The organism is Ancylobacter sp. Lp-2 (assembly GCF_020523795.1).
Lineage (GTDB): Bacteria > Pseudomonadota > Alphaproteobacteria > Rhizobiales > Xanthobacteraceae > Ancylobacter.
In genome coordinates this window covers 338,560-351,392 of record NZ_JAJALI010000002.1, presented here as the reverse complement: position 1 = coordinate 351,392, position 12,833 = coordinate 338,560, and the positions used below count along the sequence as shown (strand labels likewise).

Annotated in this window: 11 protein-coding genes; 7 read left to right on the top strand and 4 right to left on the bottom strand. The window is 69.6% G+C overall.

Annotated features, from left to right (window positions below):
* Positions 1-135: 135 nt before the first annotated feature.
* Positions 136-1,623 carry an ATP-binding protein gene (locus LGR54_RS06265; protein ID WP_230361101.1) on the bottom strand — a complete coding sequence of 496 codons (1,488 nt, stop codon included), beginning with the start codon at positions 1,621-1,623 and terminating at the stop codon, positions 136-138.
* Between the two features lie 226 nt (positions 1,624-1,849).
* On the opposite strand from LGR54_RS06265, the gene LGR54_RS06260 reads away from it, so the two are divergent.
* Both LGR54_RS06260 and bcsS read left to right on the top strand, forming a co-directional pair.
* Entirely contained in the window at positions 1,850-2,308 is a 459-nt protein-coding gene (locus LGR54_RS06260) for a DUF488 family protein (RefSeq protein WP_230361100.1), read from the top strand.
* 167 nt (positions 2,309-2,475) lie between these two features.
* The gene (bcsS, locus tag LGR54_RS06255; protein ID WP_230361099.1) at positions 2,476-3,219 is read left to right on the top strand and encodes a cellulose biosynthesis protein BcsS; all 744 of its coding nucleotides are present in this window, start codon (positions 2,476-2,478) and stop codon (positions 3,217-3,219) included.
* Between the two features lie 731 nt (positions 3,220-3,950).
* Here bcsS and LGR54_RS06250 read toward each other — a convergent pair.
* Genes LGR54_RS06250 through LGR54_RS06240 form a run of 3 tightly spaced genes read right to left on the bottom strand, consistent with a single transcriptional unit; the run spans position 3,951 to position 6,684 of the window.
* Positions 3,951-5,627: an NTP transferase domain-containing protein gene (locus tag LGR54_RS06250; RefSeq protein ID WP_230361098.1), complete on the bottom strand. Its 1,677-nt coding sequence runs from the start codon at positions 5,625-5,627 to the stop codon at positions 3,951-3,953.
* Positions 5,624-6,337 carry an XdhC family protein gene (locus LGR54_RS06245; RefSeq protein WP_230361097.1) on the bottom strand — a complete coding sequence of 238 codons (714 nt, stop codon included), beginning with the start codon at positions 6,335-6,337 and terminating at the stop codon, positions 5,624-5,626. Before LGR54_RS06245 ends, LGR54_RS06250 begins: the two co-directional genes overlap by 4 nt.
* Positions 6,337-6,684, bottom strand: a complete 348-nt coding sequence (locus LGR54_RS06240) for an XdhC family protein (protein ID WP_370638147.1) — start codon at positions 6,682-6,684, stop codon at positions 6,337-6,339. Before LGR54_RS06240 ends, LGR54_RS06245 begins: the two co-directional genes overlap by 1 nt.
* A gap of 88 nt (positions 6,685-6,772) precedes the next feature.
* On the opposite strand from LGR54_RS06240, the gene LGR54_RS06235 reads away from it, so the two are divergent.
* From LGR54_RS06235 to LGR54_RS06215, 5 genes are all read left to right on the top strand, one after another.
* Entirely contained in the window at positions 6,773-7,885 is a 1,113-nt protein-coding gene (locus LGR54_RS06235; RefSeq protein ID WP_230361096.1) for a lysine-2,3-aminomutase-like protein, read from the top strand.
* Positions 7,882-9,072 (top strand): NAD(P)/FAD-dependent oxidoreductase, encoded by a 1,191-nt coding sequence (locus LGR54_RS06230; RefSeq protein WP_370638146.1) that lies wholly within the window; start codon positions 7,882-7,884, stop codon positions 9,070-9,072. The genes LGR54_RS06235 and LGR54_RS06230 overlap by 4 nt, the downstream gene beginning before the upstream one ends.
* A 437-nt stretch (positions 9,073-9,509) precedes the next feature.
* On the top strand, positions 9,510-10,427 hold the full coding sequence (locus tag LGR54_RS06225) for a branched-chain amino acid ABC transporter permease (RefSeq protein WP_230361095.1): 918 nt from the start codon (positions 9,510-9,512) through the stop codon (positions 10,425-10,427).
* A 10-nt stretch (positions 10,428-10,437) separates the two neighbouring features.
* Positions 10,438-11,877: a high-affinity branched-chain amino acid ABC transporter permease LivM gene (livM, locus tag LGR54_RS06220; protein ID WP_230361094.1), complete on the top strand. Its 1,440-nt coding sequence runs from the start codon at positions 10,438-10,440 to the stop codon at positions 11,875-11,877.
* Positions 11,877-12,827: an ABC transporter ATP-binding protein gene (locus tag LGR54_RS06215; RefSeq protein ID WP_230361093.1), complete on the top strand. Its 951-nt coding sequence runs from the start codon at positions 11,877-11,879 to the stop codon at positions 12,825-12,827. Before livM ends, LGR54_RS06215 begins: the two co-directional genes overlap by 1 nt.
* The last annotated feature ends 6 nt before the right edge of the window (positions 12,828-12,833 follow it).

The window sequence follows — 12,833 nt, the reverse complement described above, 5'->3', positions numbered from 1 at the left end:
TTGGGGAGAGGGTTAGGGTGAAGGGTCTTCCACGCTTCCCAATGTCGTAGCCTCTCACCGACGGGGAGAGGAAAGAAAGGTCGAGGCGCAGGTAAATGCGGAGCGGCCACCTCGGGACGCAGCCGCGCCCTCCCGTCAGGCCGTGGCGGAAGCGCCCTTCGGATCGCCCGGCGCGGTCTTCCAGCCGAGTGCCGGGAAGCGCACCACCCGGCGGCCGCGGAAGTCGTTCTCGCAGACGAGGTGGCCGCGCTCTTCCATATAGGTGAGCAGCCAACGCCCGCGCGAGGGCGAGCGGCTGCCATAGGCGCGGGCCAGCTCCTCGTCCGCCGGCGAGGGCGCGCCCTCCATGCCGGCGCGGGCGATGAGCAGGAACACGCCCTGCATCTCCTCCGGCAGGCTGGCGGCCTGCTCCACCGCCCGGCGCCATTCGACATCGCGCCCCTCCCCGCCGGCCCCGGCGACGCCGGCGCGGGCTATGGCGAGGCGACGGGTGAACTCGGCGAGGTCGGGCATGCGCGAGCCGACGCGCCGCACCCGGCAATGCACGGTGAAATCCGGGTAGAGCGTCGCCGCCGAGCGGAACGGCGCATCGGGATCCGCCACGAACTGGTGGACGATCTCCTCGATCAGCGCCTCGCGCTCGGCCTCCATGGCAGCGGCGGCCTCGGCGTCGGGCTCGAGCGCGACCGGAGCGGTGGCGTGCTCGATCTGGTCGAGCACCTCTTCCGCCGAGGGGCCGGCGGGCCGCTGCGCCGACGCCGGCGCGGCGAGGCCGTCATCCTCGAAGATGAGGTCCTGCATGTCCCCCAGCGCCATGTCCGGCAGCGGCATCAGCGCCGGGCGGCCATTGCGGGTGCCGGTCTCGACGAAGCCGATCCTCACCGGCAGCGGGCGGCGCGACAGCGCCGGGCCGAGCGCGACGAAGGAGCCGGTGTTGAGGTCGCGGAAGCTTTCCGCCTGCCGCTTCTCCATGCCGAGCAGATCGGCCGCGCGGGCCATATCGATGTCGAGGAAGGTGCGGCCCATCAGGAAGTTGGAGGCCTCGGCCGCCACGTTCTTGGCCAGCTTGGCGAGGCGCTGGGTGGCGATGACGCCGGCAAGGCCGCGCTTGCGGCCACGGCACATCAGATTGGTCATCGCCATCAGCGAGGCGCGGCGCGCCTCCTCGGAGATCTCCGCCGCGCCGGCGGGGGCGAAGAGCTGCGCCTCGTCGACCACCACGAGCATGGGGAACCAGTAGTCGCGCTCAATGTCGAACAGGCCGTTGAGGAAGGCGGCGGCCGAGCGCATCTGCGCCTCGGCGTCGAGGCCCTCGAGATTGAACACCACCGAGGCGCGGTGGCGGCGGATGCGGGCGGCGATGCGGCCGATCTCGCTCTGGGTGCGTTCGGCGTCGATCACCACATGGCCGAAGCGCTCGGCGAGGCCGACGAAGTCGCCTTCCGGATCGATGATCGCCTGCTGTACATGGCCGGCGCTCTGTTCGAGCAGGCGGCGCAGCAGATGCGACTTTCCGGACCCGGAATTGCCCTGCACCAGCAGGCGGGTCGAGAGCAGCTCCTCCAGATCGAGCCGCACCGGCTGGCCGGCCGGACTGGCCCCGAGCTCGATGGCGATGGTCATGGTCTGCGTCGCGTCCCGATAATCGCTTAGCGCTCCTGCTATGCCGGCACGCTCTAGCACCCCCGCGCGCGCGAATGACGGCGCGGACATAGAAGTCCACAGATTCGCACCCTTCCGGCAAGGGGCGGCCGACGATTACGGTACGGGGAGACCGGCAGGCTGCCGACACGCTTGCGGTCGACAAGCGGGCGTCGACAAGCGCTCGCGGCTCGGCCACAGTGACGGCATGTCCGATCCGGCGCTGTTCACCATCGGCTACGAGCAGGCGAGTTCCCCGGCGGTGCTCGACGAGTTGTCGCGCGCCGGCGTCGAGCTGCTGGTGGACGTGCGGGCGGTGGCCGCCTCGCGCCGCGCCGGCTTCTCCAAGAGCCTGCTGGCGGCCGGGGTGGCAGAGCGCGGCATCTCCTACCTGCATCTGCGCGGCCTCGGCACCCCGGCGGAAGGCCGGCAGGCGGCGCGTAGCGGCCAGCACGCCACCATGCAGCGCATCTTCGCCGAGCACATGCGGACCCCGACCGCGCAGGAGCAGCTGGGCGAGTTGGTCGAGCTGGTGAAGGCCGGCCGGCGGGTGTGCCTGCTCTGCTTCGAGCGCCATCCCGAACATTGCCACCGGCTGATCGTCGCCAATCTGGTGTGCGAGCAGGTCGAGGTGCCGGTGACGCATCTGATGGCGTCGCCGCTGTAGCGCCACCGCACTCCCGGCGTTGTCGCCGCGATTCGATCTCAACTATTGCGTGTATGGCACTGGAATACCCGCGCTGATTCGTTGGCGAGCGCGGCGATCGATGCTCGTATCGGCTGCGGGTTCACATTCCACAACCCATGGATCGCAATTCTTGAGGCGGGGAGCGCATGGCGGGTGTCGTCCGTCTGGCGTGGCAGCTGGCTTTCGTCGTCGCGCTGGCCGGCCTCGGTCCGGGCGCCGCGAGCGCCGAGGAACCGGCGCGGCAAAATCCCTTTGCCGACCGTTCCTATTTCTATTCCGGCGTCGATGTCGCCCGCGACACCTCCTATGGCTGGGCCGGCGCCGCCTGGTCGCCCTTCGGCGCCATGGACGCGGAGGGGTTCCGGCTGCGCGCGCAAGGCGGCGGCGGTCGTTATTCCTATCGCACCGACGCCGTGCCGGGCGGCTGGAACAACGCGTCCAAGGCGGAGGGCGAGTTACTGGCCGGCTGGCAGTTCCTTGCCGGTGGCCATGCGCTGGCCGTTTATGGCGGGGTGAACCTGCGCCAGGACACGCTCGACCAGCCCGATCCCTCGAACCGCGACCAGGGCAGCCATATCGGCATCAAGGGGGTGGTCGAATGGTTCCACCGCCCGGCACCCGGCTGGGTGGCGAGCGCCGCCGCCAGCGCCTCGACGGCTGATGATACGGCCTCGGCGCGGGCGAGCCTCGGGCGCGCGCTTTCCGACAAGGTGGAACTCGGCACCGAGGCGACGGCCTACACCGACTGGTTCTCCAACACCGCCGGCGCCGGCATCTACATCGCCAATCCCCTGCCCGGCCGGCAATGGCGGCTGGCCGGCGGCTGGCGCTGGAGCAGCGACAGCCCGGACGGCGCCTATGGCACGCTGTCCTTCTATGTGCCGTTCTGAGGAGGCGCGGGCGGGTAGGAGCCCACCTCTCCTCTCACCAAGAGCCACCTCATCCCGAGGTACCCGCCGACAGGCGGGCCTCGAAGGATGCTCGGGCGCGCTTCACCGAGCATCCTTCGAGGCTCGCTACCGCTCGCACCTCAGGATGAGGCGGTTCTCTTGGAAATGAGACTCAGCGCTGGAGCAGCGACAGCCCGGACGGCGCCTATGGCACGCTGTCCTTCTACGCGCCGTTCTGAAGAGGCGGGCGGTGACGCGGGTATGGCTGTGGGGCTTTACGTGCTTCGAGGTCGGCCTGCTGCCGGCACCTCGGCATGACGAATGTTAAGGTAGATCACCTCTCGCCCTGAGGGTCTGGCCCTTTCCTCTCCACGCCTGAACTCGGCTGTTGTCCAGTTCGATTCCGGCTTCAGCGGAGAGGTGGCCCGCGAAGCGGGTCGGTGAGGGGCCGCGCGGTTGCGGAGCCTTGAACGTCGATCCCCCTCACCCCACCCCTCTTCCCCCTCGGGGAGAGGGAGCTACGTTGCTTGGATCGGTCGGGATGGGCCTCAGCCGGGTTCGGTGCGGGGAGAGGGAGTTTCGTCGCTCTTCTGACCCTGACGCGCCAGACATTGACTGTCAGGCCCTACGCGTCCTCAACCTCCTGCCATCGAGGCCATCGAACGCCGAGCCGGAATCGACACGGGCCTCCTCGGCGATGTGGTGCGGCTCCGGCGCCTGAGCTGCCTGCCTCAGGCGTCCTCGGCCTCCATGCCGTCCAGCGCCGGGCCGGAATCGACGCGGGCGGCTTCGGCGATGTGGTGTAGTTCCAGCGCCTGAAGCTGCGCCAGCGTGTCGACATCGACGAAGGCAGCGTCGTCGTCCACCTCGACATCCACCACCGCCTCGGCGTTCTCGGCGAGCAAATGTCGGGCGCCGACGTCGCCGGTGAGCGCCGCCAGCGCCGGGAACATGCGCCGCGTCCAGACCACAGGATTGCCACGGCGTCCCTCGCTCGACGGCGCGGCGGCGACCGCGCCCGGCTTGTCGGCCAGCGCCGCGACCAGCCGGTCGATCAGCCCGGCATGCACCTTCGGCATGTCGCCAAGCAGCACGGCGGCGGCCGGCGCCTCCGGCGGCACCGCGCCGAGCCCGACGCGGATCGAGCTCGACAGCCCCTCGGCATAATCGGGATTGTGGATGAGCTGCACCGGCAGCCCGTCGAGGGCGGCGCGCACCTTCGCCGCGTCGTGCCCGGTGACGACGATCACCGGCCGCGCCTGCGAGGCGAGCGCAGAGAGCACCACGCGGCGCACCAGCGGCTCGCCGTCTAGCGAGGCGGTGAGCTTGTAGGCCTCCGGCATGCGGGTGCCGCGGCCGGCGGCGAGCACGATGGCGGCGGTCGGGCCGCCGGCATGCGGGGCCGCGCTCTCGCGCGGCTGCGGACGGGACGGGATTTCCATCAGAAGGCCTCCTACTCCCATCGAGACGATATCGGCCCGCGTGACCGGCACCCCGGCGAGCAGCCGGTTCAGCACCCAGTCGAAGCCGTTTTCCTTCGGGCTGCGGGCGCATCCCGGCGCGCCGAGCACCGGCATGGCCCCGAGCCGGCCGGTGAGCAGGAGATTACCCGGATCCACGGGCATTCCAAGGTGCTCGATGATGCCGCCGGCGGCTTCCAGCCCAGCCGGGATGATGTCGCGACGGTCGGCGATCGCCGAGGCGCCGAACACGATGGCGAGCTCGGCGCCGGCCGCGTGCGCCCGCTCCAGCCCGTGGCACACGCCCTCGATGGTGTGCGGCACCCGCTCCTCATGGCACAAAACGGCACCGGTGGCGGCGAGCCGCGTCACTGTCACCCGCAGCGTCTTGGCGATCACCTTCTCGGCCAGCCCCGGCAACAATGTCGAGATCACCGCGACGCGGGCGAGCCGGAACGGCACCACCTCGACCAGCGGCGGGCGGGCGGCCAGCGCCTGGTCCACCGCCGCCATCACCGCGCCGGGCACGGCGAAGGGGATGATCTTGACGGTGGCGATCATCTCGCCTGGCTGCACGGCGCGGAACGCCGGCAGGGTGGCCAGCGTCACCGCCTCGTCGACGGCGTTCAGCGCGTCGATGCCGGCTCGGTCGACGCGCACCAGCCCGGCATGGCCAGCGCGGATATTGGCACGTCCGGTAAAGGCGTCGTCCGGAAGCGCCCCGGCGCCGACCAGCGCCTCCGCCACCCGCGCCGCCGCCGCGTCCTCGGAAATGTCGTCCGGTTCGGCCTGCGCCACCACGATGTCGGCGACGCCGTGCCCGGCGAGCGCCTCCAGCATGCCGGCGTCGAGCCGGGTGCCCTTGCGCAGGTCGAGGCCGGGGAGCCGGAGCGAATGCACGTTCACCGCGCCTTCGGCCTCGTCGAGCGGCACGCGGTCGAATTTCATGCCGCCTGTCCGCTCGCCCGCTTGTCGGCCGCCGGCCGTCGGCGCAGCTCGCCGACGATCTCGGCAATGATGGAGACGGCGATCTCCGCCGGGCTCGCTGCGCCGATGTCGAGGCCGATCGGCGCGTGGATGCGGGCCAGCGCCTCGCGCGGCACGCCCTTTTCCGCCAGGCGGTCGAGCCGAGTGGCGTGGGTGCGACGCGAGCCGAGTGCGCCGATGTAGAAGCAGCCGCGCGCCAGCGCCTCGATGAGCGCGGGGTCGTCGATCTTGGGGTCGTGGGTCAGCGCCGCCAGGGCGGTGTAGGCGTCGATGCTGAGACGCGGCAGCACCACGTCCGGCCATTCGGCATGCACTTCGACATCCGGGAAGCGCTCCGGCGTGGCGAAGGCGGTGCGGGGGTCGACGATGGCGACGTCCAGCCCGGCGAGGCGCGCCATCGGCGCCAGAGCCTGGGCGATGTGCACCGCGCCGGTGATGACGAGGCGCGGCGGCGGCACCTCGACGGCGAGGAACAGCCGCTCATTGCCGAGCGTGAGCAGTCCGCTTTTGGCAGTGCGCAGCGCCTCGGCCAGCTGCTCCGCCAGGGGATCGGCGGCGATGTCGGCGGCCTTGACCAGCCGCTGCCGGCCGCTTCCCAGTTCGGTGACGACGACGACCGCGCGGCGGGCGGCGCGCTCGGCGTTCAGCTCCTCGAGAACAGCGAGATCCATCAGTTCAGCTTCTCGACATAGACGGCGATGCGCCCGCCGCAGGACAGGCCGACCTGCCAGGCGGTGGCGTCGGCGACGCCGAATTCGAGCAGGCGCGGCGCGCCGTCGGCGATCACCTCGGCCGCCTCGGCCACCACCGCACCCTCGACGCAGCCGCCGGACACCGAGCCGAGGAAGCTGCCGGCCTCGTCGATGACGAGATGGCTGCCGACCGGACGGGGGGCCGAGCCCCAGGTCTCCACCACCGTCGCCAGCGCGACGCCGCGCCCTTCGTGGCGCCAGCGCGCCGCCGCCTCCAGCACGTCGTCCTCGCGCGCCGTGGACATGCCGGCCAATCCGCTCGCCATGACGGCCTCCCTTATATGTGACGGACCATAACCCAATGCAGCACAACCCGCCTTGCCGATAAAGGCGGAAAAGGTCACAAGGTCGCGCATGACGTCGACCCCAACCACCGCGACACCCGTCGCCCGCCTGCCGCGCACGCTGCGCAGCGCCGCCGCGCTCGCCGAGGCCGGCCTGCTGCCGGCCGATCCGGCGCTGGAGGCGATCGGCGCGCGCTATGCGGTGGCGGTCACCGCCTCGCTGGTCGCGAAAATGCCGGTCGGGGATACTGAGGATCCGATCGCCCGCCAGTTCCTGCCCGATGCGCGTGAGCTCGACGAGCAGCCGCAGGAGCTCGCCGATCCCATCGGCGACGACGCCCACAGCCCGGTGCCGGGCATCGTGCACCGCTACCCGGACCGGGTGCTGCTGAAGCTGGTCGGCGTCTGCGCCGTCTACTGCCGCTTCTGCTTCCGCCGCGAGATGGTCGGCCCCGGCGCCGAGGCCAGCCTGTCGGACGAGGCGCTCGACCGCGCGCTCGCCTATGTCGCCGCCCACCCGGAGATCTGGGAGGTGGTGGTCACCGGCGGCGACCCCTTTATGGCCTCGGCGCGGCGGCTGAAGGAGCTGATGGCGCGCCTCGCCGCCATCGGCCATGTGAAGATCGTGCGCTTCCACACCCGCGTGCCGGTGGCGGCGCCCGAGCGCGTCACCGCCGCCCTCGTCGCGGCGCTGCGGGTGCCCGGCCTCACCACCTATGTCGCCGTGCACGCCAACCATGCGCGCGAACTCGACGGCGAGGTGCGCGCGGCGCTGGCCCGCCTCGCCGATGCCGGCGTCGCGCTGGTCGGCCAGAGCGTGCTGCTGCGCGGGGTGAACGACGACGCCGGGACGCTGGCGGCGCTGTTCCGCGCCCTCGTCGAGGCGCGGGTGAAGCCGTATTACCTGCACCATCCCGACCTCGCGCCGGGGACTACGCATTTCCGCCTGCCGGTAGAGCGCGGGCAGGAGCTGATGCGGGCGCTGCGCGGCCGCGTCTCCGGCCTCGCGCTGCCGACCTATGTGCTCGACATTCCCGGCGGCCACGGCAAGGTGCCGATCGGGCCCGGCTATATCGAGCCGGCGACGGAGGGGTGGCGCGTCACCGATTATTGCGGCGGCGTGCACGCCTATGATCCGCTCGCCGACCACACGGCGGCGACCGAGCCGGCAGACATACCGTGAGCGCACGCCCCGAGGCCTGGGACGTCGTCGTCATCGGCGCCGGTGCCGCCGGGCTGATGTGCGCCATCGAGGTGGCGCGGCGCGGGCGGCGCACCCTGGTGATCGACCACGCTCGCGCACCAGGTGAGAAGATCCGCATATCCGGCGGCGGACGCTGCAATTTCACCAATATCGGCACCTCGCCGAAGAACTTCCTCTCCGCCAATCCCGGCTTCTGCATCTCGGCGCTGAAGCGCTATTCGCAGCAGGATTTCATCGCGCTGGTGCGCCGGCACGGCATCGCCTTCCACGAGAAGACGCTCGGGCAATTGTTCTGCGACGGCTCGGCGCGGCAGATCGTCGACCTGCTGCTGCGCGAGTTGCATGACGCCGGCGGCGAATTGCGCCTCGCCACCACGGCGTCGCTGCCCGAGCGCACCGAGGGCGGCTTCCGGCTCGCCACCTCCTCCGGCGCGCTGGCCTGCGACAGCCTCGTGGTCGCCACCGGCGGCAAGTCGATCCCGAAGATGGGCGCCACCGGCTTCGGTTACGACATCGCCGAGCGCTTCGGCCTCGCGGTGACGCCGACGCGGCCGGCGCTGGTGCCGCTCACCCTCGATCCGGCGCTGCTGGAGCGGCTGGCGCCGCTGGCCGGCATCGGCCTGCCCGCCCGCGCCGGCCATGGCAAGACCCGCTTCGACGAGGCGATCCTGTTCACCCATCGCGGCCTGTCCGGCCCGGCGGTGCTGCAGATCTCCTCCTATTGGCGCGAGGGCGACGAGATCGCGCTCGACCTCGCGCCCGGCATCGACGTGTTCGCCGCGCTCAAGGCGGCGCGGGCGGAGAATGGACGGCAGGCGCCGGCCAGCGCGCTCGCCGCTCTGCTGCCGCGCCGGCTGGCGCAGCTGGTCGCCGACACTCATGCCGCCGGCCGCAACCTCGCCGACCTGTCGGACAAGGCGCTGCGCCAGCTGGCGCTCGCGGTGAATGAATGGCGGTTCAAGCCGACCGGCTCGGAAGGCTACCGTACCGCCGAGGTGACGCTCGGCGGCGTCGATACCGCCGGCCTCGACCAGAAGACCCTGCAGGCCAAGACGGTACCCGGCCTGTTCTTCATCGGCGAGGTCGTGGACGTAACCGGTTGGCTCGGTGGCTATAATTTCCAGTGGGCCTGGTCGTCCGGCTGGGCCGCCGGCCAGGCGGCCTGAGCCTCCGAAGCCCTTCCCGCCCCCATCCGCCGCATCCCCCCGCTCCGCGTCGCCGGGCCGATCAAGCGCGACTCGCCACGCCGGTATTCCGGCGCCGTGCCCGGCTGTCCCGGCCACCCCCTACTTATTGCTCAGTCGTTCAAAAATGGGGATTGTGTCGCCCGTGCGACATTTTTCGGACACTGAATACCGCCGGACCCGCGTGAAATCGCCTGCCGCAACGATCTGAAATTGATTAGATTTTCGGCATTTACGGTATCAGAGAACCGATACATCATTTCTTTCGATGATTTGCATTTCGTCTTTCGATCGAATTGTATCGGATCGCGGCGCAGGCTAAGACTCTGCGAAGCCCATCTCCCGGGCACGATCACAATATGGGCAAACCATACGGGAGCTGGGGTGGCGACATCGGCTGAGGGGAGCCGGCATACATTATGGACGTTTTTGTTCAGCAGCTCATCAACGGGCTGACGCTGGGATCGATCTACGGGTTGATCGCCATCGGCTACACCATGGTCTTCGGCATCATCGGCATGGTGAACTTCGCGCATGGCGACGTGTTCATGGTGTCGAGCTTCATCGCGCTCATCTGCTTCCTGCTGGTGACGACCGTGCTGGGGATCACCTCGATCTTCCTCGCGCTCGCCATCGTGCTGGTGGTGGCGATGTTCTTCACATCGCTGATGAACTGGGCGATCGAGCGGGTGGCCTACCGGCCGCTGCGGGGATCCTTCCGGCTGGCGCCGATGATCTCGGCGATCGGCATGTCGATCTTCCTCGCCAATTTCGTCCAGGTCGCTCAGGGCCCGCGCAACAAGCCGGTGCCGCCGATGATCACCGACGTCATCGTGATCATGGAGCGCGACGGCTATCAGGTCACGCTGGCCTGGAAGCAGATCATCATCATGGTGCTGACCACGGTGCTGCTCGCCGGCTTCTGGTACCTGGTGCAGAAGACCTCGCTCGGCCGCGCCCAGCGCGCGGTGGAGCAGGACCGCAAGATGGCGGCGCTGCTCGGCATCAATGTCGACCACACCATCTCGCTGACCTTTGTCATCGGCGCCGCGCTCGCCGCCGTCGCCGGCACCATGTACCTGATGTATTATGGCGTCGCGAACTTCGCCGACGGCTTCGTGCCGGGGGTGAAGGCGTTCACCGCCGCGGTGCTGGGCGGTATCGGCTCGCTGCCGGGCGCGGTGCTCGGCGGGCTGCTGATCGGCCTCATCGAGGTGTTCTGGTCGGCCTATTTCTCGATCGAGTACAAGGACGTGGCGGCATTCTCCATTCTTGCCATCACGCTGATCTTCCTGCCGCAGGGCCTGCTCGGCCGGCCGGAAGTCGAGAAGGTGTGAGGCGACGTCCATGGCCGTCGACACCGCACATTCGGCCGGCGCCGTCGCAGGCTCCGGCTCGTCCATCCTTCCCGGCGCCCTCAAGGACGCCTTCCTCACCGGGCTGATCGCGCTCGGCCTGCTCGGCCCGCTGGTCGGCTTCGAGACGGTGGTGATCGACGGGGCGCTCGGCCTCGCCTATCGCCCGCTGGTCGTCGCCATCATGGTCGGCATCATCTTCGCCGGCCGGCTGATCCTCAACCTCACCGTCTGGTCGCCCAACCGGCCGCCCAAGGCGCAGGCCGGGCCCGGGCCCATCGCCCGCGGCGTGGTCGCCATCTCGCCGGCGTTCAAGCCGGCGCTGTTTGCCTTCGCGATCGGCTTTCCCCTCCTCGCCGCGGCGATGACCGGCGGGCTGAGCGAAAGCCGCTACCTGATCGACCTCGGCATCCTCATCCTCACCTATGTGATGCTGGGCTGGGGCCTCAACATCGTGGTCGGCCTCGCCGGCCTGCTCGACCTCGGCTATGTCGCCTTCTACGCGGTCGGCGCCTACACGTATGCGCTGCTCGCCACCTCCGAGCCGGTGAACGCCTTCTTCGCCTCCTTCCTCGGCGAGACCTTCTGGGCCAACTGGGCGTTCTGGTTCTGCCTGCCGGCGGCCGGCATGTTCGCCGGCCTGTGGGGCATGATCCTCGGTTTCCCGGTGCTGCGCCTGCGCGGCGACTACCTCGCCATCGTGACGCTGGCCTTCGGCGAGATCATCCGCCTGGTGCTGATCAACTGGGTGGATTTCACCGGCGGCGGCGCCGGTATCGCCTCCATTCCCCGCGCCACCTTCTTCGGCATTCCCTTCACCGCCGGCGAGGACGGCTTCGCGGCGCTGTTCGGGCTCGAATTCAACCCGATGCACCGCATCGTCTTCCTGTACTTCGTCATCCTCGCCTTGGCACTGATCACCGCCTTCACCACGGTGCGACTGCGTCGGCTGCCGGTCGGGCGGGCATGGGAAGCGCTGCGCGAGGACGAGATCGCCTGCCGCTCGCTCGGCCTCAACACCACCAATGTGAAGCTGTCCGCCTTCGCCACCGGCGCGATGTTCGGCGGCTTCGCCGGCTGCTTCTTCGCGGTGCGCGCCGGCTTCGTCTCGCCGGAGAGCTTCACCTTCGACATCTCGGCGATGATCCTCGCCATCGTGGTGCTCGGCGGCATGGGCTCGCAGATCGGCGTCGCGGTCGCGGCGGCGGTGATGATGGGCGGCATGGAGATGCTGCGTAATCTCGGCTTCCTCAAGCAGGTGTTCGGCGACAGCTTCGACCCCAGCCTGTACCGCATGCTGCTGTTCGGCTTCGCCATGGTGGCGATCATGATCTGGAAGCCGCGCGGCCTGGTCTCCTCGCGCGACCCGACAATCTATCTCAAGGAGAAGAAGGCGGTTTCCGGCAGTCTCGTAAAGGAAGGGCACGGCTGATGGCTGAGATAGCTGCTCCCGTCCATAATTGGGACAAGGATCCGATCCTCGAGGTCCAACACCTGTTCATGCGCTTCGGCGGCCTGATCGCCGTCAACGACCTGTCCTTCAAGGTCGGGCGCGGCGACATCACCGCGCTGATCGGCCCGAACGGCGCCGGCAAGACCACGGTGTTCAACTGCATCACCGGCTTCTACAAGCCGAGCGAGGGGCGCCTCGTGCTCGGCCATGGCCGGGCGCCGACCGAGGAAGAACTCGCGACGGTGACGCTGAACGGCGAGCGCGCGCTCGTCGGCAGTAATTCCGGCGTGTACCTCCTGGAGCGGATGCCCGATTACAAGGTGTCCGGCGAAGCCAAGGTGGCCCGCACCTTTCAGAACATCCGGCTGTTCACCGGCATGACGGTGCTGGAAAACCTCATGGTGGCCCAGCACAACGTGCTGATGTCGGCCTCCGGCTATTCGCTGAAGGGCCTGTTCGGCCTGCCGAGCTGGAACAGCGCGCAGAAGCAGGCCACCGAGCGGGCGAAGTACTGGCTCGACAAGGTCGGCCTCACCGAGCGCGCCGACGACCCGGCCGGCGACCTGCCCTACGGTGCGCAGCGGCGGCTGGAGATCGCCCGGGCCATGTGCTCGGGTCCGATCCTGCTCTGCCTCGACGAACCGGCCGCCGGCCTCAACCCGCGCGAGAGCCTGGAGCTCAACGAGCTCTTGCGCGCCGTCCGCGCCGAGCACGGCACCTCGATCCTTCTCATCGAACACGACATGAGCGTGGTGATGGAAATCTCCGACCACGTGGTCGTCCTCGACTACGGCACCAAGATCTCCGACGGCACGCCCGAGGCGGTGAAACACGATCCGCGCGTCATCGCCGCCTATCTCGGCGTCGACGAGGACGCGGTCGAGGACGTCGAGGCGGTGCTCGACGAAGCCACGGGGACGCAATCGTGAGCGCTG

Coding starts and splice junctions, on each gene's coding strand:
- LGR54_RS06215 (WP_230361093.1), top strand. CDS start 11,877: ATGGCTGAGATAGCTGCTCCCGTCCATAATTGGGACAAGGATCCGATC.
- livM (WP_230361094.1), top strand. CDS start 10,438: ATGGCCGTCGACACCGCACATTCGGCCGGCGCCGTCGCAGGCTCCGGC.
- LGR54_RS06260 (WP_230361100.1), top strand. CDS start 1,850: ATGTCCGATCCGGCGCTGTTCACCATCGGCTACGAGCAGGCGAGTTCC.
- LGR54_RS06240 (WP_370638147.1), bottom strand. CDS start 6,684: ATGGCGAGCGGATTGGCCGGCATGTCCACGGCGCGCGAGGACGACGTG.
- LGR54_RS06245 (WP_230361097.1), bottom strand. CDS start 6,337: ATGGATCTCGCTGTTCTCGAGGAGCTGAACGCCGAGCGCGCCGCCCGC.
- LGR54_RS06265 (WP_230361101.1), bottom strand. CDS start 1,623: ATGACCATCGCCATCGAGCTCGGGGCCAGTCCGGCCGGCCAGCCGGTG.
- LGR54_RS06225 (WP_230361095.1), top strand. CDS start 9,510: ATGGACGTTTTTGTTCAGCAGCTCATCAACGGGCTGACGCTGGGATCG.
- LGR54_RS06235 (WP_230361096.1), top strand. CDS start 6,773: ATGACGTCGACCCCAACCACCGCGACACCCGTCGCCCGCCTGCCGCGC.
- bcsS (WP_230361099.1), top strand. CDS start 2,476: ATGGCGGGTGTCGTCCGTCTGGCGTGGCAGCTGGCTTTCGTCGTCGCG.
- LGR54_RS06250 (WP_230361098.1), bottom strand. CDS start 5,627: ATGAAATTCGACCGCGTGCCGCTCGACGAGGCCGAAGGCGCGGTGAAC.